This is a genomic window from Fibrobacter sp. HC4 (assembly GCF_023373925.1).
Taxonomy (GTDB): Bacteria; Fibrobacterota; Fibrobacteria; order Fibrobacterales; family Fibrobacteraceae; genus Fibrobacter.
The window spans coordinates 31,584-54,698 of the sequence record NZ_JALCZV010000012.1 but is presented as its reverse complement, the minus strand read 5'-3'; the positions used below and the strand labels follow the sequence as shown (position 1 = coordinate 54,698).

The following is a 23,115-nucleotide window of genomic DNA, read 5'->3' as shown; positions in this document are numbered from 1 at the left end:
TTATCATGAATAAGATGTTTAAGTATGGCATGGGCCTCGCTGCAGCAATCGCTTTGGTTGCCTGCTCTGCAGATAGCATTAGCAATAGCGACGCTGAAAACTGGCCCTCTGATTTTAGTGTGTCTGAATATGCAAGAGTCAATCCGGACCTGGGAACCTATCAGGCCCTGTCTGCCGTGGCTGATTCCAATGCTGTTCTTCGTAATCTGATTACCGAGCAGCTGACTCAGGCTGCTATCGAGGCCGACTCTTCCGATAAGACCTATGAACAAAAGCTCGCCTCTGCCAAGACCAAGGCAGAACAGCAGGTCAAGAAGACTTATGTCACCGGTATCATCCTCAACGACGATGCCGAATGGACTGCCTATTTTGATGATTCTACCGCAGTAAAGGAAATCTTCCTTAACTATGCTGGTCTTAGCGAAAGTTACTGGCCTGGTTCTGCCGCATTCCTGAACGGTATGTACAATCCGGACTCTTCCATCAACATCTTCGGTCAGACCGCGATGCAGTACCGCCTGGCCTTGAATCCGTACCACATTTACGGAAACAAGGCTTCTGCAGACCTGGCTTTCCTGAAGTCTGTTCCTGTTGATTCCAACTTGATCAAGTATCAGTACATTCGTGCTGGCCGTTATGAAGGTCGTGCCTACCGTTTCTGCCGTGCAGGCGATAACGCTGTCATCAAGCAGCTGGACGTTACGGTTACCCGCTATGATACCACTGTAACGGTTTACGACACTACTTGGAGCGTAACCGAACGAGCCGATACTACTCACTCCGCAACTAAGATTAGTTATGTGGATGCTGACGGCAAGGATACCACAATGTTGCTTTCCTCCTATCAGAAGCATCTTGCAGAAGGCGATTCTTCTATCGTTCCGAAGGATACTATCTACACCATTGAAACTAAAGAAGTTAAGGATTATGTAGACCGTGCTCCGAGAGACAGTATTTACCAGAAGAAGAAGACGTCTACTCAGGCCATGAGCCCCAATGCTGCACCTGTTGGCAACACTGGTGAAGTTTGGGATTTCTCCGCTGATCTTTACTGCAAGTCCGAAGTTGACGGTGAAGTTTATTTAATCGGTAATCCGTAGCGAGGTTTTTATGAAAAAGCTTTCTTTTATCGCTTTAGCTTCTCTTGTTGCTGCTGCCGTTGCGGCTCCTTTTAAGGTTGTTGGATACTACCCGTCCTGGGCTCAGTATAGCCAGTTCTTCCCGAAGGATGTTCGTTACCAGTTCGTGACAGATATCCATTATGCCTCTTTGGCTCCGGCTGAAGACGGTAGCATTGCCTACGCAGACGAAAGCGATGCCGCTAACTTCGAAGAGTTGGCCAAGCTTTCTTCTGAAAATGGCGTTTCCCTGGTGGCATCCATCGGTGGCTTCGAAAACGAAGGCAATTTGAAGGCTATCGCCGGTGACGATTCCAAGCTTTCCGCTTTCTGCGATGCTGCTATGGAATGGGTCGAAAAGTATAATCTTGGTGGTGTGGAACTGGACTGGACCAATGCAACTGGCGATGATGCCGCCGACATTGGCAAGCTGGTTTCCGCTCTCAAGGATAAGCTGGGTTCCAAGTCTGTTTCCGTGATGGCCTATGCTGCAACCATGGATGCCTATTCCGATGCAATCAGCCAGGCTGACTATGTCACACTGTCTGTAGGCGACCAGATGGACGAATCTGCAGAATCCGTCAAGCCCAACCTTTCTAAGCAGGACGTGGAATCCGCTGTTCGCGCTCTGTCTGGCAAGGGTGTCTCCAGCGACAAGATCGTTCCCATTGTTCCCATGTATGGTAAGTCCTTTGCCGGTGCAAGCGGCCTGGGTTCTTCTCATCAGGGTGTAGGTAGCGGTAACGAAGGTTACTTGGCCTATAAGGAACTGATGAAGAAGTTCGAAGCTCCGGACTACAAGGTGAACTTTGATGAAGAATCTTCCTCTGAAGTGGCTGTAAGCAACTCTGAAACCATTGTCTTCATGGGTATTCCTTCTGTGAAGGCTATTAGCATGATGGTTAAGGATGAAAGCTTGGCTGGTGTCGCCATGTACGATATTAGTCAGGATCATGACGAAAACATCGTGTCTTTGATGGTGACTGCCGGTCTGGTTCTCCGTCCGGAAGTGAATTACGCCCCGAAGAAGAAAAAGTAGTGTAAAAAAATACTAACATACGCTTTTTTACACTAAAAAAATTACTATTCCAAAAAAAAGTATATATATTTCAACCAAACCCCTTCCCGGTGTCGGGAAAAAAAAGAGAGAGATACTATGAATAAGAAACTTATTGCACTTTCTGCAGTTTCCATGGCTGCAATGGCATCCGCTGCCGTTAACCTCGAAATTTGGTTCGATGGCACCAACCAGCAGGTTAACACTGGTGGAGACTGCATGTACGAATACCAGGTTTGCGAAGAAACCACTATGGGTTACTGGTACGACTATGATGACCGTAAGAACGACAAGGGTGGTTCCTACGCTATCTATCCGTACGAAGCTGACCAGTACGAATCCCTCGTTCAGCCGATGATTGAAAACCTCGGTTATGCAACCATCAAGTACGTTCTCGTCGACCCGACCACTACCGGTCAGACCGCTGAATATCCGTACAACTTCGTTGGCTTCGGCTTCAACACTGTTGGTGCTAGCCAGGATCCGATGGACATCACCGCTGCTGGTGGTCTCTGCGCTACCTATACTTCTGACCTCGCTGTGACTCTCGAAGTTGCAACTCCGGAGGCAGGCGACGCTTCTTGTAGCGTGACCCTCACCAAGGCTGCTACTCCGACCAAGGCTGACAAGGCTATCGCAGACTTCAAGCAGCCCACTTGGGCAGATAAAAAGCTGCCGGGCGGTTGCGCTGACGCTTTCGCTGCAGCTACCGCTGTTAAGTTCAAGCTGGATGGTCAGGCTTCTGACGCTCAGGGTCAGCTCCGTATTTTCGAAGTCGGTCCTAAGGGTACCTGCTCTGGTGCAAAGTCTGCTGCTGCTGAACCTGCATTCACTTGCAAGTCCAACGGTTCTGGCGCTGCTGTATGCTCCGGCGACGCCGCTATCAACACTGTTAAGGCTGCAAGCGCAGTTAAGGCAACCCTCGCTGGCCGCACCCTCTCCTTCGGTGTGACCGTTGCTAAGGCTGAAATCGTTAACCTCCAGGGTCAGGTTGTTATGACCGCTTCCTCCGTGAAGACCATGGACCTCTCCAAGGTTCAGGCTGGTGTCTATATGGTTCGCGCTGCTGGCAAGTCCGCTGTCATGAACCAGAAGATCCTCGTGAAGTAATTTAACTCACAAGATTCTAGAAAAGGGGAATTTCGCTTGACGGAATTCCCCTTTTTATTATATATTAGGACTACTCAAAAAATGAGGTGCTCATGAATATTTCGAAAGCTTTCCTTGCATTGCCTATAGCTTTTGCTTTATATGCTTGTGGTGATGATTCCTCTGCCGGTTCCGATCCTGTTGTCAATCCGGATGATCCGTCTGTTATTGTTTCTTCTGACTCTCAGGGTTCTATGGACCCCACTAGCTCTCCCGTTGGAGGCAATGAAGGTGGCGAGTCCTCTCCGGAACAGCCCGCATCTTCTGCCGCAGCTGCTGTTTCTACTGTCGCACTGCCTGCAGGAGCATCTCCCGCAGTTTCCGACGCGTTCTACGAAACTTGGAAAAAGCGCTGGATTATTTATCTTAATGATGAAGTTGCCGGTGGTTCTACCCTCAACTACGAAATGTTCACCGGTTCCCAGGGACAGTATATTATGACTGCCAAGATGGGTGCCCCTCATCCGAATCCGGCCCGAGTGATTTGGGATGGCGGTACGGGCGAACAGTGCGAACTTACCGATATGCAATCTTGGAATGGCGTGAACTTTACGGTGGCTCTCCGTCGTAAGTTGGGTTGTACCGTTTCTGAAGGTATCGGCTATGGTATGTTGCTCGCTGTCCTTCACAACGATAAGGACCTGTACAACGCTCTGTGGGCTTACAACGTGGTGGCCCGTGACTACAATACCGCTGGCTTGATGCCCTGGGAACTGCAGTCTTTCAGCAATACCGTTTCTAACTCTGCCGCTCTGGATGCTGACCTTGATGTGGCTACCTCTCTGATTCTTGCAGAAAGCAAGTGGGGCGGTGGATACTATCTGGCTGACGCTCTTGTCTTGCTGGATGCCGTTAAGCTCAAGGGTATCAATCCCGAAAATCTGTTGATCCGTCCGGGTGACACCTGGGCAAACAAGGACGTCTATAACCTGAGCTACCTTTCCCCGGCTGCAATCCGCCTGTTTGATGCCGTTCAGCCCGAAGGTAAATGGTTGGACATCCTGGCTGCAAACTACAAGTACATGATGGATGTTCAGGATAAGGGCGCTATCCCTCTGTTCCCGGATTGGTCTAACGCAGCCGCAGAAGCTACTGACCCGAAGAATGGATCTGCCGCCAAGTCCTATATGCTGTTCGATAAGGAATCTGTGCGTATTCCCTGGCGTATTGCCTGGGATTACTACTGGAATCAGAGTGCAGAAGCGCAGACTATCTTGACCAAGATGTCTACCTTCATCTCTACTGCAACTGCAGGCGATCCTAACGCCCTTTCTGATTACTCCTATAACTATCTTACTGGCGAACTTTCTACCAGTTCTATTAAGGGTACCCACTTTATCGGTGCTTACTGCTTGATGGGTATGGGTGTAAATCAGCCCTGGCTGGATGCTTGCTACGCTAGATTCAACAACGAAATGGCAGGCTACAATCCGGTGGGATACACTGGTACTTACTTCAAGGAAATCTTGATGAACTTGTTTGCAACGTTGCTGAATGGCGGTTTTGTTAAGTAGTTGACTGTCAATGTGGTAAACTATTGTAAACGAAACGTAGTCTAAAACGTGCAGAATATCACAGGCCCGCCTCTGGCGGGCTTTTTGTCTACCTATGTAAACAAAAAATAGCTAGTTCAAGGGTTATAAAACTAGGCATAGTAAATTAACTTTACTATTGGGATGGTAAATATTTTAGCCGGAGAGTTTTTAGTATGAAAAAGTTATTGTCGACACTACTTTTGTCCTGCGCAGTTTCCTTTGCTGCAGGAGTCTACGATGGAGCTAAGCCGCTCCGTGTCGGTCCCGTTTCTGCCTATGGTGCTTTGGGTACCAGTGGTAGCAAGGTTGTTAGCATTTCCAGCGGAAAGCAGGTGACCCTCCGCGGTATGAGCCTGTTCTGGTCCGATGCTACCGGCTCCCCCTATTACAATTCCGAAGTGATCAGCTGGGCTGCCGAAAAGCTTGGCATCGATGTTTTCCGTTTTGCCATGGCAATTGATTGCTATAAGGAAAGCGACTGCAGTAACAATAGCGACGAAAAGGTTGCCGCATCCTATAAGAGCAATCCGTCTGGCTTGGAAGCTAAGCTGGACAACATGGTGAAGGTCGCCATTGAAAACGATATCTACATCATCGTTGACTGGCATAGCCATCGCGCAAGAAGCGAACAGGCTTTGGCAACGGATTTCTTTGGCCGTATGGCTGCAAAGTATGCCAACGTTCCCAATATCATCTGGGAAGTGTTCAACGAACCTGTTAATGATGGCATGGGTGAAATTGCTTCCTATGCAAACACCGTTATCAGCGCCATCCGTACAAATGGCTCCCCGAACCTGGCCCTGGTGGGCACCCCCTTCTACTCCCAGATGGGTAGCTGCGGTGGCGTTAACCAGACCAACGTAGGCTACGTGTTCCATTTCTACGCAGCAACACATACCTTGGGGGCTTTCAAGAATGCCATTGAAGGTTGCTTGAGCAACAATGCCGTGTTTGTTACCGAATGGGGTACTACCGAAGCTTCTGGTGCCGGTAGCATTAGCGAAGGCAGCTCTAAGGAATGGCTGGACTACCTGGATGGTAAGGGTATTTCCAACTGTAACTGGTCTCTGCGTCACGAAACTGTCGGCAATAAGCCTGAAGCTTCTGCCATGTTCAAGGGTAGCACCGTGTTGAATTCCAAGGCTGCCTTGAATGAAGCTAGCTACACCACTTCTGGCACTATCGTCAAGAACTATCTTACCTCTAAGTCTAGAGTAGGCACCTGGGCAGACTCTATTACTGCCGGTAAGCACACTGGTGCTTGCGCCTTCGCTCACGCTTCTGCTTCTGAAATGGAAACTTCCATTGAAGGCAAGGCTAGCGCTTCCTGTACTTATACTTCTAGCGATGAATCTGTTGCTACTATCGAAGCTGGTTCCATCAAGATTCATGGTGCCGGTGTGGCAATTATGACTGGTAACGACGGTTCTCAGACTGTGGTGAACATTACCGCTATGCCGAACCAGACCTTTACCCAGCCCAATGTGACCTGCCGTCTGAGTGGTAGCGGTTGCCAGAACTTCTCCGGTGATTCCAAGATGCAGCAGAAGATGAACGAAACTGTTACTATCGAAGGTAGCCCCATTACTTACACCTCTGACAATCCGGATGTGGTTTCTGTTGAGAAGATGACCTGTACTTCTGCAAACTGCTATTCCTACAAGAATCAGCAGGTCTGGATCGCTTCCTTCAAGAGTGTCGGTGTTGCCCATATCCGCGCTACTGCAGCTGCTGTTCCCGGTTATCGCGCTCTTGATACTACCGTGACCTTTACCTATGCAAAGAATGTGAACTCCCTGAATACCAAGTATTTCAAGAACCAGACTGTTGCATTGGGTTCCACGACTCAGGTGTTTACTGTTGAAGCTCATAAGGTTCCTGTGACCTATACCATTACTCCGGAAGGTTATGCAACTCAGGACGGTGAAATGCTGGTGGCTGGTAATGTCGATGCTACCATTACCATTCACGCTGTTGCCCCCGAAGCTGAAACTTATGAAGCTATTGACGAAACAATCATGATCAATATCGGTGCTGGCAACCTGTCCATGATTGAAGGTATCTCTCCTAAGACTATGGCTAACGTGAGCATGAACGCTCGTATGAACGGCAATAAGCTTGTGATGACTGCAAAGCATTCTGGCTTTGTTACCGTGCAGGTTGTTGATATGGCTGGACGTACCGTAAAGAACGTCGTTAAGTACGTATCTGCTGGCTCTAACGTGATGGATTTGGGTGAAGTCGCTCACGGCAACTATTTCGTGAATGTTAAACAGTCTTCCATGGTGAAGACTATTCCTTGGAGCAATAAGTAATGATTAAACATTTAGCTCTTATTGGTCTTGCTGCAGCTACGGTTGCTTCCGCTGCTGTAAAGTTCCCCTATCCTCAGGCTCATGGCTATCCGCATACCAGTGTTATTGCCGATGTCTGGAACTGCGCTGGTCAGACTGCTTCTACCATGCTTAAGAACCAGTTTGTCACCTACCTGAAGGAATACTACGAAGAACAGGGTGATCTCGCCCGTATCAAGTTCGATGACAAGGCTCGTACTGTCTCTGAAGGTATTGGCTACGGCATGCTCATGTGCGTGTATTTCAGTGACAATCAGACCAGCTACGAAAGCCAATTCAAGAAGCTCTGGAATTACTACAAGAAGAACATGAACGGTAACGGCATCATGAACTGGAACATCCAGGGATTCGGTGGCGCTATTGGTACCGGTGGTGCTACTGATGCCGAAGAAGATGTGGCTGTGGCCTTGATCATGGCTTATTACCAGTTCGGTAATTCCCAGTACTTGTCTGACGCAGCAACCTTGGTTGCCAACATGCGTAAGAGCGAATTCTCCAGCAATGGTATGCACAAGCTGGGTGACCAGTGGGATCCGTACAAGAACCCCAGCTATGTTAGCCCTGCCGCTTACGAATTGTTCAAGGATGTGGATACCGGTAACAGCAGCTTCTGGGCATCCGCTATCACTACCAACTACAATTTGCTGAAGAAGAATCAGAACGCTAGCACGGGTATTCCCTCTGGTTGGGCAGACAATAACACTTTCCAGCCCATTGTCGGTAATAACGGCTACAACTTCGCCGGTTACGACTATGATGCTGTCCGCGCTCCTTGGCGTTGGGCCTGGAGTTATGCCTGGTATGGTCACTCCGATGCAAAGGAACTTTCTACCAAGTTGGCAGCCTGGGTAAGCACCAGGAACAATGGTCAGCTCTATATCAATATGAAGCCTGATGGTACGATTAACCAGAATGGTGAACCTTGTAAGTCCAATGGTTGCAAGGCCAATGGTTCTTCTATTGGTACCTTGAGCTCCGTTCTTATCGTAGACGAAAAGTATAAGGACCTTCTGAATACCAACTATGGTGCTCTTATGTCTCAGCAGCAGGGATACTTCCATTCTTCCCTCCGTTTGCTGACCGGCTTGCTGATGTCTGGTAACATGCAGAACCTTGCCAAGGCAACTCCGGTTGAACCTCAGACCTTTACTATTCCTGAAGACGCCTGTAAGGATACTACCACCTACTACGAAAACTCCGGTGCTTACGGTTGGAACTCTACCTCTGTGGAACTTTCCGACGAATCCAACACTGGCGTTTACATGGGTAAGCTGATTAAGGGCGACAAGCGCGAAGTCTATCGAAAGGTAGAAAGCGTTGAAGCCGGCAAGGCTTATGTCATGAGTTGGGACGCTACCCAGTCCGAAGGTTCTAACTTGTGGCTGACTTACGCCGTGTATGCTGATGAAACTATGACTGAGCAGCTGTGCGGAGCCATGAAGAAGCTTGTTGGCGGCCAGACCGTTGCTCAGACCTGCGAATTCACTGCTACCCAGTCTGGTGGTGTTTACCTGGCCCTTGTCTTGAATAACTGGGATGAACCTCAGGTGGCTATTTCTAATCTGGCCTTGAAGTCCGCTGATGGCCAGGCTGTTGAAATTGTCGATCCGGGTCCGGTTGATGGCATTGCCGAAGTGGCTCAGGCTCAGCAGATGAAGATCAGCGTTTCTGAAAAGATCGCCTATGTCCAGCTGACTAACGCCGCACGCGTGTCTGTGATGGATATGCAGGGCCGCGTGGTTGTTCCCGCTGTAAAGGCAGAAGCTGGTATGACTCAGATCCAGCTGAATGGCCTGACTGCAGGCAACTATCTGGTTGTGGTCAAGCAGTCTTCTGGCATGAAGGTTCAGCAGATTCATATCGCTGACTAATTGCTGCTCTAGCGAGTCATTGAAGAGGGATCCGTCGTTAAGGCGGACCCTTCTTTTTTTATAAAGTATGGACAAACCCCATCCATATTGATTTTTGTATATTCTGCGGTATGGAAAATGATTCTTTGAATGTGGAGGCGGCCCAGGATAGTGCTGCGGTAGAAGAAATTCAGATGCCCTCTGCGGAACAGTTGGGGATTACCGTTGTGGCAGGGGTTCATTCCCAGGATGGGACTTTGTTGCCCATGAATGCTGTTGTGGGGGATACCATTGACTTTCCGGTGACGGTGAGCTGGAGTGTTAGCGGAAGCGCCTTGCTGGTATTGCCTACGAACTCAGCCACCGCAAAGGGGTTGGAGCAGATTGGCGTTAGCCAGGAATCGGCCCGCTCCGTTAAGGACGGGAAGGAAATCGCTTCCATTACTTTTAACTATAAGATTTTGGCTCAAGATACGGGGAATCTGAATATTCCCGTGTTGAAGTACGATATTCCCACTCAGATGGGGATGCCCTTGACCTTGCGAACCGAAAGCGTGCCCTTGCGTGTGGATGCTCCTGCCAGTGTGCTGCCTGTGATGATTGGCGTTATGGTGGCGGTTGTCGTGCTTTTGGCTGGGATGCTACGGATGAAACGCCGTGCCTCGAACCGTGCTGCCATGACGGCTAAAAAGGCTGCCGAAAGTGAATTGCTGGGGAAGATGACTGTTCTGAAACAGCGTGTGAATTCGGCTGATAGTCGCCAGTGGCTTTTGGATCTGGAGGCGATCTGCAAGGAATATGCGGCTGAACGTTTTTACCTAGATGCAGAAAAGGTTAACTTGGAAGTGCTGCAGAAGCAGGGCGATCTGGAAGGATGGGAATCCCTGTTGGAAGAATTCTCCCATGCCCGCTATGGTGGCGGCAAACGTGACGGCTTTGAAAACAGGGAAACCTGGAAACTGGCCATGAAACTAATGGGAATCAGGGAAGAGTGGTGAGTTATGAGCGGTGAGTGGTGATTCGTCTACGTGTCATTCTGAGCGGAGTGCGAAGCACGAAGTCGAAGAATCCAGGAAATTAGATATGAATTACGAATTAATAAGTTAGGCGTCTTCGGCGCGATTATAATAACTCGTATCTCGTATCTGATTTTTTCTCTCGTCTCTCGTACCTCATCCCTTTTATGAAATTTGCTAAATTCAGTTTGAAATAATTTGAGGAATAATAAAATGGATATTCAGGAACTTTCTGAAAAGATTCGTCAGCAGAGCGCTTTCTGTCAGAATCTGCTGCGTGAAGTGGAAGATACCGTCATTGGCCAGAAGGCCATGGTGGAAAGTATTTTGACTGGTATTCTTGCTGATGGTCACGTTCTTCTGGAAGGCCTTCCGGGTCTTGCAAAGACTACCGCGGTGAAGGCTTTTGCTGATGCCGTTTCTTTGGACTTCAAGCGAATCCAGTTCACTCCGGACTTGCTGCCGGCTGACTTGCTGGGTACTACAATCTATAACGCCCGCGAAGCTAAGTTTGAAACTCGCAAGGGCCCTCTGTTTACCAACCTGGTGCTGGCTGACGAAATCAACCGCGCTCCCAGTAAGGTTCAGAGTGCTTTGCTGGAAGCCATGCAGGAACGCCATATTACTATTGGCGACGAAACTTTCAAGCTGGATGAACCGTTCCTGGTTTTGGCTACCCAGAACCCCATCGAACAGGAAGGTACCTACCCGCTGCCCGAAGCCCAGGTGGACCGTTTCCTTTTGAAGGTGAAGGTTTCTTACCCCAACAAGGCCGATGAAATGCGCATCCTGGATGCTGTCGCCGGTGCTGGTCTCCGTCAGCCTAATGCTGTGGCCACCAAGGAAGATATCCTGAAGGCTCGTGAGCTTGTGAAGCAGGTTTATGTGGACGAACGTGTCCGCGAATATATCGTGAACCTGGTGTTGGCTACCCGTGATCCGGGCAGCATCAAGCGCGCTGATCTGGTGGGCTTCATTGAAGTGGGAGCTTCTCCCCGCGCCTCCATCGGTCTTGCCCAGGCTGCAAAGGCTCATGCCTTTATCCAGGGCCGTGCCTACGTGACTCCGGAAGATGTGAAGGCTGTGGCTATGGAAGTTCTCCGCCATCGTATCATCTTGAGCTATGAAGCTGAAGCGGAAGAAATTTCTGCAGAAACTGTAGTCCAGAAGATCCTGGATTCCGTAGACGTACCCTAGTTATTGGGTTTGAGGCTTGAGGTCGGTAGCTTTGCTACCTAGAGGTTTGAGCTGTTAACAATAAAAAAGGAACAGTGAAGTTCGACTTCACTGTTCCTTTTTTGCGGAGGAGGAATTTAGATATGAATTATGAGATACGAAAGAAGTGAACTGTGTGGACTGTCATTCTGAACTTGTTTCAGAATCCCATGAACGCACGAGACCCTGAGCGCCTTCAGGATGACAGCGCAAAGGCATGCGGCTCGTCGCTCACTACCTCATACCTCGCGCCTGTTACCTTGTCTGTACTTTCTGCTGTGGGGTGTTGCGGGGTGTCCCCGCTGGGTGGGGTAGCGGAAAACGGCTTTGCCGGTTGGAGCGAGGGGCGGTGCCCCGCCCTTTTTAGCTTAAAGGTTAAAGTTTAAAGTGTAAAGCAGGTTTTTATGCGTCATTTCTTTAGCCTTTATCCTTTCCGCTTTACGCTCTTTACTATCTTGTAGGCGAAAAAGGTCCCGGAGAAACGCTCTGGGTAGCTAATTTCCTGTTTAACTAATCGACCCGAATGGGTCATAAACAAAACGAAGGATATATGGCAAATCGTGTTGTAATCGGCTCCCAGTGGGGTGACGAAGGTAAGGCCAAGGTTGTGGATTTCTTGACTCTGGACGCAAATATCGTGGTGCGTTTCCAGGGCGGTGCAAACGCTGGTCACACTGTTGAAGTGGGTGACAAGAAGTTTGTGTTCCATCTGATTCCGTCTGGCATTATGCATGACGACAAGCTTTGCGTTATTGGTAACGGCGTTGTGCTGGATCCGATCCAGACTCTTGCAGAAATTGCCGACCTCCATACTAAGGGCATCAACCCGGAAGGCCACCTGTTCATTGCTGACAATGCTCAGGTCGTGCTGCCGTACCACTCTGCTCTGGACAAGGCCAAGGAAAAGAAGGCTGGCAAGGCTGCTATCGGTACTACCGGCCGCGGCATTGGCCCCTGCTACAGCGACAAGGTGAACCGTATCGGTGTTCGCGTCGGTGACTTGATGGACGAACGTGAACTGCGCCCCCGCGTCGAAGCTATGGCCAAGGTTCATAACGAAGAATTCAAGGTGATGTACGATGTTCCCGAAATTGATCCGGAAGTGGTGATCAAGGATTACCTGGAACTGGGTCAGAAGATCAAGCCGTTCGTCTGCGATACTAGCGCCCTCCTGTTCAAGGCTGTGAAGGAAGGCAAGAAGCTGGTGTTCGAAGGCGCTCAGGGCACCATCCTGGACGTGGACCAGGGTACTTACCCGTACGTGACCTCCAGCAACACTGTTGCTGGTTATGCAAGCTGCGGCGCAGGTATCGGCCCCACCGCTATCGACCAGGTCGTTGGTGTTGTCAAGGCTTATACCACTCGCGTTGGTAACGGTCCGTTCCCCACTGAACTTCTGGACGAAATGGGTGACACCCTCCGTAAGATCGGTAACGAATATGGTGCAACCACCGGTCGTAACCGTCGCTGCGGTTGGTTCGACGCTCCGGTTGTCCGCAAGGCTGCTATCGTTAACGGCCTGACTCACCTGGCTATCACCAAGCTTGACGTCCTGGATACTTTCGACACCATCAAGATCTGCACTCACTACGAATGCGATGGCGAAAAGATCGAAGTGTTCCCGAACCAGCTGTCCAAGGTCGGTCGTTGCGTGCCGGTTTACGAAGAAATGCCGGGCTGGAAGTGCGATACTACCAAGTGCCGCAAGATGGAAGATCTTCCGGAAAATGCTAAGAAGTACCTGAACCGTATGGCAGAACTGGTTGGCGTGAAGATCGGTATGATTTCTATCGGTGCTAAGCGCGATCAGAGCATTATCGTTGACATGGACTAATTGAAGCGGAAGGAGAAGTTCTTATGGACAATAACGTTGTTGGTTTGCTGAAGGGTGTGGAGCTCTTTTCTGAATTGAACGAGGATCAGCTTTCGATGCTGGCCAATCTGGTTGTTGTCCAGAACTATAACCGCGATGAAACCGTGGTGCTGGAGGGCGACGACTCGATGCAGGCTCTGTATCTGATCGCCTCCGGTTCCGTCCAGGTGTACATGACCGGCGTTGATGGTCGTGAGACGATTCTTTCGTTCCTGGAACGCGGTGACTTCTTTGGCGAAATGAGCTTGATTGACGGTGAACCTAGGTCTGCCTCTGTGCGTACGGTGACGGATGCCCAGATGATGATCATTCACCGTGAATCCTTCTTGACCCTGATTCGTCAGACTCCCGAAATTGCCATGGCGCTGCTGAGCGAAATTAGTAAGCGTCTGCGTAAGGCAAACAAGCAGATCGGTTCCTTGTCTACGATGTCTGTAAGCGGACGCGTGGCTGGAACTCTTCTGAACTTGATGGAAGAACGTGGTGTTCGCATTCATACTGATGCCGGCACTATGGTAACTGTTATTCACAACCGCCCCACCCAGCAACAGCTGGCCGACATGTCTGGTACTACCCGTGAAACGGTTAGCCGCATTTGCTCTATGTTGGTGAAGGCGAATGCTATTGCTATGACCGGCAAGGATATCGTCATCTTCGACGAAAACGCCCTGCAGGAAAAGGCTAGCAAGGGCTAATATGGATAAATTAAAATCCCTTGTGGGTCGTGTTGGCGGGTGGCTGAAAAAGGCTCCCGTGGTTAAGGCTATCGCTATCTGGATTGTCCTTTTGGTGTTTCTCGCCTTGGCTGTAGATAAAGTATTGATGCCCGCTTTTGCCGGTAAGTTTGCCAGCACGGGTGAGGTTCCCAATCTGGAAGGCATGAGTCAGGAGGCTGCCGAGGCTGCGCTGACAGATGCTGGTTTTAAGTTTGAATGGCTGGAAGAGGGGCGCTACAGTGCGACTATTGATTCCGGCAAGGTTCTTGTGCAGATTCCTGCTGCAGGCCGTGTGGCAAAGCTTGGTCGTACCGTGAAGCTGACCCGCAGCATGGGGCTCCGTCAGGTCGAGATTCCTGATCTTCGTGGCAAGAGCCAGAAGCAGGCTTCTATTTCTCTGGCCCGTGCCGGTCTTGTGCAGGGTGCCATTGTGAAGGGGGCCCACCAGAGCATTCCTCGCGGTGTGGTGATTCGTACGATTCCTATCGCAGGTGAAAAGGTCCGTATTGGCGATACCGTGAAGGTGGTGATTTCTGCCGGTGTGACTACCGGTAAGACCTTGTTGCCGAATTTTGCCGGTACTCCCATTGACGAAGTTTACCCGAAGCTTGAAAAGCTGGGTTTTGTGGTTGGACGTATCAAGCGCGCCAAGGCTCCCGAAGATATGGAAAATCCTGTTCCGGGTGCAGTGATCGAAACTTCTCCCAAGTATGGCGATTATCTGCCGCCGGATACCAAGATTAACTTTGTAATTGTCGAGTAGGTCTGTTTTGGTGAAGTCTTTCTTTTTGTCGCTGATGGTGGTGGCGGTGTTCTTGCTGAACGCCTGCAGTTCCGCTCCTGCGAAAAAGGAAGAGGCCGTTACCTTGAGCAAGGCGGATTCCCTGGCGATTGCCGCCGCTGTGGCAAAACAGATTGCTGAAGGCGGTGTGGCTGTAAGTGCCGAGGAACCGCGCCTTCCTGAAAATATCGATGCCGCCCATGAATCTTTTATCCGCGCTCTCGAAATGGAAATGCGTGGCGAAAAGACTCTGGCCAATGTGTTCTGGCAGCATGCCGCGGAGTCTGACCCTTACAACCGCTTCTTGACCTTCAAGTTGGCCGAAATGCTCATGGCCGAGGGCAATGATTCCCTGGCTTTGATTCAGGCCATGCGTGGCCAGAAGTTGAAGGGTAAGATTCTTGCCTCTCAGTTGTCCTTGCTGGCACACCTTTATGTGAAGGCGGGTGTGGCCGATTCCTGTCGTAAGTATTTCAAGGCAGCCCTTGATTCCAGCAAGTATCAGGACATGACCTTGCTTTACGATTATAGCTTGTTCCTGGAGGCCGTTCAGGATGCGGATGAACTGATCCGTGTTTATGACTTGCTGCTGCCCCAGGTGAACTATATGCCGTCCTTGTTACAGCGTCAGCTGAACTTGTTGCTGGAACATCATAAGGATTCTTCTGTAATCGATCTTTTTGGACGGGCTCACGATGCTACGGGCAACAAGGAATATTTGACCAAGATGGTTCAGGGACTTGTGTTCCAGCGCCGATTGCAGGAAGCCCGAGCTGTCGTAGATACTTTGACTGGCTCTAGCGAAGACAACGAATCCATGGTCGTTCTCCTGATGACGACTTTGGCGGAAACGGACCGTGCTGTTGCATATACCCTGCTCAAGAAGAAATACTATGAGGATGGTGTCCGTTCTCCTGTGCTGACAAACTTCCTGGGCCATTACGAGAATATTCATGGAGACGTCGATAGCGCCAAGGTTCACCTGCTGCAGGCGGCTGAATCGTTGGGCGACCAGAAGGTTTATGCGGCTAATGCTTACCACGCCCTGGCTGGAATCGCCGTCAAGGAAAAGCGCATGAACGATGCCGTGCTTTATGCCGAGAAGGCTGACTCTGTGTCGATGGGTGCAGAAAAGGCCATGTTGGCCATGATGTACGGCTCTGCAAAGATGTATGACAAGGCCTACAAGATGCTGGATTCCCTCATCGCCGTTTGGGATAAGTGGAGCCCGCTGGCCGGAGTGGCTGATTCTGTAACTTTGCGCAAGATGAACGCGGAAGTGGAACGGAACAAGTTGCAGTTCCGTAGCGTCTATGGACGTATTCTGGCTAATGAAGCCCAGGAAATTTTGCAGACCGATAAGTATGATTCTGCCAAGATCGCCCTTGCAAATGCGAAGCGTGCCAAGGCACAGGAATTTTACGAGGGAATTGCCGCCGTCGATTCGTTGAACATGGATGTGCGCATGCTGATGGCCATGAATCTGGAACGCATGGGACGCTATGAAGAATCCTTCAAGATGTTTGAATTCCTGTTGGATAGCGTTCGCGCCCGCAGTGTAGATCAGCCCGAAGTCCTGAATTATTATGGCTATACCTTGATTGACCTGAACCGCAACGCAGACGAAGTGGAAAAGGGTTTCCAGATGGTTTTGAAGGCTCTTGCCATGGAAAAGTCGGAAACTCCCACTGAGGCTTATCTGGATTCCAAGGCATGGGGGCAGTATCGCAAGGGCTTTTATGCAGAGGCCCTGAAGACCATGCAGGAAATCAAGGATCCGAAGTTTGATGAGGATGCCGTTTATTGGGAACATATGGCTGCCATTCAGGAAGCCCTTGGCAATAAGGCTGAAGCCACGGCTGCCTACAAGAAATTGCTGAAGCTTATTCCGAAGCATCCTGAAGCAAGGCGCTTCCTTAATATCAAGAAAAAGTAAAAGGCGGTTGCTTTATGCCGCTGTTTAGATTTCGCTCTCTTTTCTCTTTGCTGCCTGTCTGTGCCTTGGTACTGGCCATGTTTGTTGTTGCCGGCTGTACGGGGGGCAAGGTTCGCACAGACGCACCTGTGGCGGAAAAGGAAATTGCCCCTCAGGATAGTCTGCGGGCTAAGTTTAAGCTGACCATTGTCCAGAATGGTGAAAATCAGGAGCTGGATGCCGTCCTGTTTTCTGTACCTGGAAAACGTTATCGCATGGAGTTGACGGGCCCCATGGGCATTGGGGTTGCCTCGATGCTTTGGACGGAAGAAGGTTGGCTCATGACCTTCCCCACAGAAAAACTTTATGTGAAGGGCGTTGGCTATATGGTTGGGCTGCTCAATGACCGGAGCTTACCCCTGGTTCATATCCATCAGATTGCAGCTTTTTTTGAGGGTAAGTTACTTCCGGATAATTACGAGGATGTGGTGCCTGGCCACGAAGCCGTTGATGGGACGGGACGTCACTTTACCTATGAATTGCAGGATTCGCGAGTGGTTCAGCTAACCTATACGGGACGTGACGGAAAACCTGAAACGTTGAAGTTTTTCGGGTTCCGCGAATTTGAGGGAAATGTGTTACCCGAGACCATTGTTTTTGAACGTGGGGAAAAGCGATTCCTGGAAATAAAAATCAAGAAGGTGACCCACGGAAAGTCTTTTAGCGGTGGAACCTGGAAATTGAATGTTCCCCGGAGTTTTAAGCTTGTTGAACAGTAATTTTTTAGGTTGTGATTCCGGTGCGGCTGTTTTTGATTTTTGTAGATTGAGGTTGTGAAGATGAGTTTTTTTTATAAGATTAGCCTTTTGTTTGCCTTGGTTTTGTTCCAGGCGTCTTTTAGTTTTGCTGCAGATACCTTGGAGGTATTTGCGATTCGAGTTCAGTTTGCCGAAGAAAAGACTGACAATTCGTTGACCACGGGAAATGGAACTTTCGACTCTGACGAAAAGAAGAAGGATTCGTATAAGTTGGATCCGCCGGGCCGTCGCAATAGTGTGCCCTATTGGAAAAAGCATTTTGATTTTGCGAATGCCTATTACAAGGCTGCCAGTGGCGGAAATATTGTAATCAAGTCCAGAATTTTTCCGGAATCTTCCAGTGCTTACAAGCTGAAGAAGCAAATCATCGACTATAATCGAACCAGCAAGAGGGATGGCGAAAAGACTGCTGAATTTGATTCTTCCCGTGTTTGCGATTATATGCAGTTCGTGTACGATGCCGTAATGGCCGCTCATGAATCCAGCGATTCGCCCTTTAGCATTCCCCTTTCGAAAAATCCGAATACGAAACGTGCCTTTATGATTATCCATGCCGGTGCCAGCCGGTTGATGGATGGCGGTACCATGGGTTCGAACAATGCCGACACCCCTGCCGATTTTATAGACGCTTTTGTTAGCGGGGAGTATTGGCCGTTCCTGTCTGATACCTTGGCAAATGTTGCTCTAAAGGCTGATTCCTCTAGCAAGAAGTCTGTAGTTGACGGTCTTGCTCTTAAGGGGGCCTCTATCGATACCTTGCGCTCTATAATGGTCATGAGCGAAACCGCTTCCCAGGATGGTTTGAACTGGGGTGTAAACGGGATTCTGGTAAATCAGATAGGCCGTCAGCTTGGTATGCCCGATACCTATGATGTGGTGAAGGGAATTTCTCGCCTGGGTTATTTTGACTTGATGGACTTTGCCGGCTATAATGCAGGAAATGGATTCTTGCCTGCACTGCCTGCGGCCTGGGAACGAACCTATATGGGGTGGAGTTCCGTTCAGGAAGTTCGCCCCTCTGCAGGAAAGAAAATTTCTGTGGATGTGGCTGCAGCCGGTTCCGGGGCCTGCTCAAAATCCAAGAGTAAAAATGTCTGTACTGAAGTCCTGAAGGTGCCTCTCAGCGCATCTGAATACCTGCTTATAGAAAATCGTCAGCGTTCCTGGAACAAGGATGGCGAGGTGAGCGTGGTGCTGGGTGAACCTGACGAAAGTTCCGATACGACAATCAGGACCGTTCCCGTAGATAGTCTTGACCTTGTGTTCCAGGATAGCACTTGTGTCAAGGGGGAATGCAAGGTGAACAAGAAGAAGGCCCGTGGTGTCATTCTTGATGTAAGCTCCTTTGATGCGGGCATCCCTGCAAGCGGTATTGCCGTGTGGAAGGTGAACGAATGGTTCCTTCGTAGAAATTTGGAAGATGGTGTTGCCAACTATTGGGCCGGCGATGAATTCCGTGACCATCAGTTTGGACTTTCACTGATTGAAGCCGATGGCGTGCTGAGTATCGGAAAGACCTTTAAGAACGCCCTGGGCGAAGATACCTATGATTACGGAAGTGGTGCGGATTTGCTGCCTCATTTGCGCGTAGCGGACAAATCTTCAAAGCAGAAATTCGATACGGTAAAGACCATCAATCCCACCGGTTATGCGAATACCATGACGACCCAGGGCGGTTATACGGGTATCAAGATTTCTGTTTCCGTTCCCGAAGATTTCCGAAAGGAAAAGACGGCTAACGGCCTGATGGGGGATAGCGTCCTTAATTTTGCCTCGACTCTTATTACGGTGACCGTTTCTATTGATGATGGAAGTATTGAAGACAGCAAGTTCCCGAGAGAGGTTGGCCTGAACGGAATCGTCCGTGGCGCAGTCTTTGTGGATAATCCTGAAAAGAGCGGGGAGAAAATTGTTGTGTTCGGTGCAGACAATGGATCCCTGCAGGCATTTAGCGCTTTGGGTGATACCTTGTTTGATGCGGATACGGTCGTTGTTAAAAAACAGCTGACGAATAAGGGGACTGAAAAGGAAATTCCGCTTTATCGCATCGGTTCCAATTATGGTCCCCTGCTGGGTATGGCTAGCGATGGCAAATACGTTTATTCGCTTCACGAAAAGCATCTGGTCCGTACGCAGTTTGAAAGCGAATCCTACGTAAGTGAAACGGCGTTGGATGTGGACTCTGTGGTGGCTGGCCCCATGGTGGTTGGAAATGAACTGTGGTATGCGACTAGACATCAGATTCGAAATGTGAAAATTGGCGACGGAAAGTTCTCTAGGGGATTTGACGTCAAGGTGACTGCCGACGGAAATATTACAGATATGGCTTTCTGTGGTACGGATGAGGATGGCAATTCCAAGATTGCCTATGTTACGGACGAAGGTGAAGTGGGCTTCGGTTCCAAGGTGAATTCTGCTACCTATGAAAGTGAACCCGCAAAAGTTCACGGAACTGAAAAATTCTACCGCGTTTCCTGTACAGACATGGATCGCGACGGTGTTGAGGAAGCTATTGTCCTCGGCAGCCGTGGAACGGTGTCTGCTAGAAAACGGAATGGAAAGTCTGTTGTCTGGACCAAGAATTATGAGCGTGGAGCTGCTGGCTCCAGCGGCCTCTCTGATGAAACTTCTGGTATGGCCCTGGGTGACGTAAACGGAGATGGTTATCCTGAAATCGTATTCCTGGGAGATAACCTGGTTTATGCCCTCGATCGTTTTGGCTTGCCCGTTTCTGGATTCCCCGTGAAGATTTCAAAGGGTAGTCCTGTGTATGGATTCTTTAGCGACCCGTTGCTGGTTGATGTGACTGGTGATGATGTTCCGGAAATTCTTGTTCCTAACAATGACGGATTGATTTATGCCTATACGGGAAAGGCCAAGCGGGTTTCTGGACAGTTCCCCCTTGCTGCAGGTAGTTTTGAGTATGTGGACTCCCTGAGTGAATTGCAGCCTATGAGTATTTATGTAACGGACGCTGTTGGTAGTAGCAAGTCTGCTGGCCCGGAACTTTATGCCTTCCACAGAAGTAACGTTAGTGCATTCCGTTTGCAGAAGGCTGCTGAAGATGCTGCGGGTAATGCTGCCGCATGGACCTTGCCTGCCGGCGGTAACGAACGTACTGGCTATCTTGATGCCTCCAAGCTGAAGGATGTGAAGGCTTCTAAGTCTAAGGATGAAATTACGGAATTCTTCATGTTCCCCAATCCGGTGCGTGGCGGGGTGGCCAAGGCCCGTTTTGAAGTTGGTGCAGAAGCCAATTCCGCAACGATTGAATTGTATGACATAACGGGCCTCTGCGTGTTCAAGCAGAAAATGTCTGATGTTGTGGCTGGCCGCAATCAGTTTGAAAACCTTGACCTGAAAAAGCTAGGTTCGGACGTATACACCGCTCGCCTGCGTGTAGATTTCAAGTCTGGAAAGACTAAGCAGAAACTGTACCGTGTGGGAGTTATCCGCTGATGAGGTTCCGCTTATGCCTAGGGTTTCTTGCCATGGGTTTGATGGTGTCCTGCAGTTCTGTTGCTGGTGGGGCGCCTGAAGATCTGGACGAAACCTCCTCCAGTGGGCATGAACGTCAGTCTAGTGCCGTTGTCAAAAGTTCTTCTAGCCGATCGGAAAGCCCTGTTCAAGAGTCTTCGGGTTCTGCGGAACCTTCGTGTAGTTCTGCATTGAGCTCGGATTCCCTTTTGTCTTATTATGTAAGCTGGGTAAAGATTCCTGCGTCCTCTGTAAAAAGAGGCTCCATGTCTTTTTCTGTGAGTTCCTTTGAAATCGGGAAGACGGAGGTGACCCAGTCTTTGTATAGAACCATTATGGATTCCTTGCCGGCAATGGGTGTCTCTGGTGACAGTATTCCGGTGGCGAACGTAAACTGGTATGAGGCAATCTTGTTCTGCAATGCTCTATCGAAAAAGGTGGGGCTTGATACGGCCTATGTCTATGAGGCTGCCGAAAACGCACAATATCTGCAGAACTTGTATGTTGATTACAGCGTTGAGTCCGTGAGACTTCCTACGGAAATGGAATGGGAAGTCGCCTACCGTGCCGGAACGACTACGACATATTATTGGGATCGGGAAGAAGCTTCTAAATACGCTTATTATGTACAAAGTAGTGGCCCCACTGTCGTGGCTCAGTTTATGCCTAATGCCTATGGCCTTTATGATATGGCTGGCAATGTGGCGGAGTGGACTAACGACTGGTACGGAGTGAAACCGACAAAATCGCAGATGAATTATACCGGGGCGAAATCCGGCAGTTTGAAAGTCGTTCGTGGAGGTGGCTGGGGCGATAAAGTCAAGGCCCTTGCCGCCGATACTGTTGCTAAAAGGGAACCCCTTTATCGGGGTAAGGATTTGGGCCTTCGTTTGGTGCATTCGACTGGTTTTTAGATAATTTCTGTTAATGCCTAAACGGCTAATTTGTTAAATTGTAGCCATGAAGATTTCGAACTCCATGGCTTTTTCATTTGTAAGGTTTTTGCTTCCTGTTGGGATGGCATTGCTGATTTCTTCCTGCTCTGAAGAAAAGTCTGAACCTTTACCGGAACTTCCGCCTGTTGAATTGCCGAAGGATGTGACGGGCCTCTATTCGGGAAGTATGCCTTGTGATGATTGCACCATGAAGGCATTGCGCATAACCTTGAATGAAGACTCCACTGTTAATGCGGTGCAGACCCGTGTAACTGATTCCATGCAGGTGGATTCCCTGAAGGGTGTGTTTTCTGTAGTGGATAGTTCCATAAGGATTGTTTTGCCCTCTGCTTCTGAAAGTGCAGATAGTGTTCACTGGAATTTTAAACGCTCTGCATCTGGAAATCTGGTTTATATGAATTCTGCAGGTCAGGTCTATGAAGATGAAAATGGCCGTCGTGCAGAACTGTTTAGAATCATGACGGCTCCCGTCCAGAAATCCAAGGATCCGAAATGAAGGTCAAGACCTTAGTGATTGATGACGAGCCTTGGGCTCGTGCCCGCATCATCTCCATGTTGGAGGATTACGCGAGCGAGTTTGATATTCAGGGGGAGGCAGAATCTGGAGCTCAGGCAATCAAGGCTATTCAGGACCATCTTCCTGATGTCGTCTTTCTGGATATCCAGATGCCGGATATGGATGCATTTGATGTTCTGCATGCCTTGAATCCGGAGGAAGTCCCGTATGTGGTCTTTACGACCGCCTATGATGAGTTTGCCTTAAAGGCCTTTGAAGAAAATACGGTTGATTATTTGCTGAAACCCTTTGATTCGGAACGTTTGATGGCCACAGTTGAAAAACTGCGCAAGATATTTCCCGATGATGGTTTTAGTATTCCGGCGCCTCCTGATTTTACCTGGAAGAAGTTCCGTAACGTGGTAGACTTGAGCAATTTCTACCTGCAGCGAATTCAGGTTCGAAAAGGAGATCGTTGTATCTTTCTGAGTGTAGATGAAGTGGTCCGTTTTCAGACGGAAGGCCGTTTTACCATGGCCTATACGATGAACGAGATGCATATAGTCGATGTGTCGACCATGGAACTTGAGAAACGTCTGGATCCCATGCATTTTATACGCGTTAACCGTTCGACCATTGTTTCGATTGACCATATCGCAGAGTATCGCAAGGTGAACTCCCGCATTACCATGGTGCTTCGAGATAAGAGCAGGACTGAACTGGTAGTAAGCCAGGCCATGTTCAAAAAGATTCGCAGCCTGTAAAATTATAAGTCAGATTTTAATTTGG

17 protein-coding genes are annotated in these 23,115 nt (G+C 49.4%); all 17 read left to right on the top strand.

Going from position 1 to position 23,115, the window contains the following annotated elements; translation table 11 throughout:
• Nucleotides 1-5: 5 nt before the first annotated feature.
• The 17 genes from MMG03_RS09250 to MMG03_RS09170 all read left to right on the top strand — a co-directional run bounded on the left by MMG03_RS09250 (nt 6) and on the right by MMG03_RS09170 (nt 23,090).
• Nucleotides 6-1,100, top strand: coding sequence for a hypothetical protein (locus tag MMG03_RS09250; RefSeq protein ID WP_073159069.1), 1,095 nt, complete (start codon nt 6-8; stop codon nt 1,098-1,100).
• A gap of 10 nt (nt 1,101-1,110) precedes the next feature.
• A complete protein-coding gene (locus MMG03_RS09245) occupies nt 1,111-2,157 on the top strand; it encodes a glycoside hydrolase family 18 protein (RefSeq protein ID WP_073159067.1) in 1,047 nt (348 codons plus the stop codon).
• A 117-nt stretch (nt 2,158-2,274) separates the two neighbouring features.
• Nucleotides 2,275-3,285 carry a T9SS type A sorting domain-containing protein gene (locus MMG03_RS09240; RefSeq protein ID WP_249506146.1) on the top strand — a complete coding sequence of 337 codons (1,011 nt, stop codon included), beginning with the start codon at nt 2,275-2,277 and terminating at the stop codon, nt 3,283-3,285.
• Between the two features lie 92 nt (nt 3,286-3,377).
• On the top strand, nt 3,378-4,838 hold the full coding sequence (locus MMG03_RS09235) for a glycosyl hydrolase family 8 (RefSeq protein ID WP_073159062.1): 1,461 nt from the start codon (nt 3,378-3,380) through the stop codon (nt 4,836-4,838).
• Between the two features lie 194 nt (nt 4,839-5,032).
• Complete coding sequence (locus tag MMG03_RS09230) at nt 5,033-7,174, top strand: cellulase family glycosylhydrolase (RefSeq protein WP_249506145.1); 2,142 nt, start codon at nt 5,033-5,035, stop codon at nt 7,172-7,174.
• Complete coding sequence (locus tag MMG03_RS09225) at nt 7,174-9,084, top strand: glycosyl hydrolase family 8 (RefSeq protein WP_088658779.1); 1,911 nt, start codon at nt 7,174-7,176, stop codon at nt 9,082-9,084. The genes MMG03_RS09230 and MMG03_RS09225 overlap by 1 nt, the downstream gene beginning before the upstream one ends.
• Nucleotides 9,085-9,194: 110 nt before the next feature.
• Nucleotides 9,195-10,061: a BatD family protein gene (locus MMG03_RS09220; protein ID WP_073235796.1), complete on the top strand. Its 867-nt coding sequence runs from the start codon at nt 9,195-9,197 to the stop codon at nt 10,059-10,061.
• Between the two features lie 231 nt (nt 10,062-10,292).
• On the top strand, nt 10,293-11,276 hold the full coding sequence (locus MMG03_RS09215) for a MoxR family ATPase (RefSeq protein ID WP_073235799.1): 984 nt from the start codon (nt 10,293-10,295) through the stop codon (nt 11,274-11,276).
• A 568-nt stretch (nt 11,277-11,844) separates the two neighbouring features.
• Entirely contained in the window at nt 11,845-13,128 is a 1,284-nt protein-coding gene (locus MMG03_RS09210; RefSeq protein ID WP_073159052.1) for an adenylosuccinate synthase, read from the top strand.
• A gap of 23 nt (nt 13,129-13,151) precedes the next feature.
• Nucleotides 13,152-13,862, top strand: a complete 711-nt coding sequence (locus MMG03_RS09205) for a Crp/Fnr family transcriptional regulator (protein WP_073159050.1) — start codon at nt 13,152-13,154, stop codon at nt 13,860-13,862.
• A gap of 1 nt (nt 13,863) precedes the next feature.
• Nucleotides 13,864-14,646: a PASTA domain-containing protein gene (locus tag MMG03_RS09200; RefSeq protein ID WP_073159048.1), complete on the top strand. Its 783-nt coding sequence runs from the start codon at nt 13,864-13,866 to the stop codon at nt 14,644-14,646.
• A 10-nt stretch (nt 14,647-14,656) separates the two neighbouring features.
• A complete protein-coding gene (locus MMG03_RS09195; RefSeq protein WP_249269355.1) occupies nt 14,657-16,600 on the top strand; it encodes a lipopolysaccharide assembly protein LapB in 1,944 nt (647 codons plus the stop codon).
• A gap of 14 nt (nt 16,601-16,614) precedes the next feature.
• On the top strand, nt 16,615-17,358 hold the full coding sequence (locus tag MMG03_RS09190; protein WP_249506144.1) for a hypothetical protein: 744 nt from the start codon (nt 16,615-16,617) through the stop codon (nt 17,356-17,358).
• A gap of 60 nt (nt 17,359-17,418) precedes the next feature.
• A complete protein-coding gene (locus MMG03_RS09185; protein ID WP_249506143.1) occupies nt 17,419-20,856 on the top strand; it encodes a hypothetical protein in 3,438 nt (1,145 codons plus the stop codon).
• Entirely contained in the window at nt 20,856-21,788 is a 933-nt protein-coding gene (locus MMG03_RS09180) for an SUMF1/EgtB/PvdO family nonheme iron enzyme (protein ID WP_083538179.1), read from the top strand. Before MMG03_RS09185 ends, MMG03_RS09180 begins: the two co-directional genes overlap by 1 nt.
• A gap of 46 nt (nt 21,789-21,834) precedes the next feature.
• On the top strand, nt 21,835-22,326 hold the full coding sequence (locus MMG03_RS09175) for a copper resistance protein NlpE N-terminal domain-containing protein (RefSeq protein ID WP_083539722.1): 492 nt from the start codon (nt 21,835-21,837) through the stop codon (nt 22,324-22,326).
• Nucleotides 22,323-23,090 (top strand): LytTR family DNA-binding domain-containing protein, encoded by a 768-nt coding sequence (locus MMG03_RS09170; protein ID WP_073235813.1) that lies wholly within the window; start codon nt 22,323-22,325, stop codon nt 23,088-23,090. The genes MMG03_RS09175 and MMG03_RS09170 overlap by 4 nt, the downstream gene beginning before the upstream one ends.
• The last annotated feature ends 25 nt before the right edge of the window (nt 23,091-23,115 follow it).

What these genes read in the sequence shown, in the direction of transcription:
- MMG03_RS09190 (WP_249506144.1), top strand. Translation starts at nt 16,615, where the DNA reads ATGCCGCTGTTTAGATTTCGCTCTCTTTTCTCTTTGCTGCCTGTCTGT.
- MMG03_RS09245 (WP_073159067.1), top strand. Translation starts at nt 1,111, where the DNA reads ATGAAAAAGCTTTCTTTTATCGCTTTAGCTTCTCTTGTTGCTGCTGCC.
- MMG03_RS09175 (WP_083539722.1), top strand. Translation starts at nt 21,835, where the DNA reads ATGAAGATTTCGAACTCCATGGCTTTTTCATTTGTAAGGTTTTTGCTT.
- MMG03_RS09205 (WP_073159050.1), top strand. Translation starts at nt 13,152, where the DNA reads ATGGACAATAACGTTGTTGGTTTGCTGAAGGGTGTGGAGCTCTTTTCT.
- MMG03_RS09170 (WP_073235813.1), top strand. Translation starts at nt 22,323, where the DNA reads ATGAAGGTCAAGACCTTAGTGATTGATGACGAGCCTTGGGCTCGTGCC.
- MMG03_RS09225 (WP_088658779.1), top strand. Translation starts at nt 7,174, where the DNA reads ATGATTAAACATTTAGCTCTTATTGGTCTTGCTGCAGCTACGGTTGCT.
- MMG03_RS09220 (WP_073235796.1), top strand. Translation starts at nt 9,195, where the DNA reads ATGGAAAATGATTCTTTGAATGTGGAGGCGGCCCAGGATAGTGCTGCG.
- MMG03_RS09180 (WP_083538179.1), top strand. Translation starts at nt 20,856, where the DNA reads ATGAGGTTCCGCTTATGCCTAGGGTTTCTTGCCATGGGTTTGATGGTG.
- MMG03_RS09200 (WP_073159048.1), top strand. Translation starts at nt 13,864, where the DNA reads ATGGATAAATTAAAATCCCTTGTGGGTCGTGTTGGCGGGTGGCTGAAA.
- MMG03_RS09240 (WP_249506146.1), top strand. Translation starts at nt 2,275, where the DNA reads ATGAATAAGAAACTTATTGCACTTTCTGCAGTTTCCATGGCTGCAATG.
- MMG03_RS09250 (WP_073159069.1), top strand. Translation starts at nt 6, where the DNA reads ATGAATAAGATGTTTAAGTATGGCATGGGCCTCGCTGCAGCAATCGCT.
- MMG03_RS09185 (WP_249506143.1), top strand. Translation starts at nt 17,419, where the DNA reads ATGAGTTTTTTTTATAAGATTAGCCTTTTGTTTGCCTTGGTTTTGTTC.
- MMG03_RS09210 (WP_073159052.1), top strand. Translation starts at nt 11,845, where the DNA reads ATGGCAAATCGTGTTGTAATCGGCTCCCAGTGGGGTGACGAAGGTAAG.
- MMG03_RS09235 (WP_073159062.1), top strand. Translation starts at nt 3,378, where the DNA reads ATGAATATTTCGAAAGCTTTCCTTGCATTGCCTATAGCTTTTGCTTTA.
- MMG03_RS09215 (WP_073235799.1), top strand. Translation starts at nt 10,293, where the DNA reads ATGGATATTCAGGAACTTTCTGAAAAGATTCGTCAGCAGAGCGCTTTC.
- MMG03_RS09230 (WP_249506145.1), top strand. Translation starts at nt 5,033, where the DNA reads ATGAAAAAGTTATTGTCGACACTACTTTTGTCCTGCGCAGTTTCCTTT.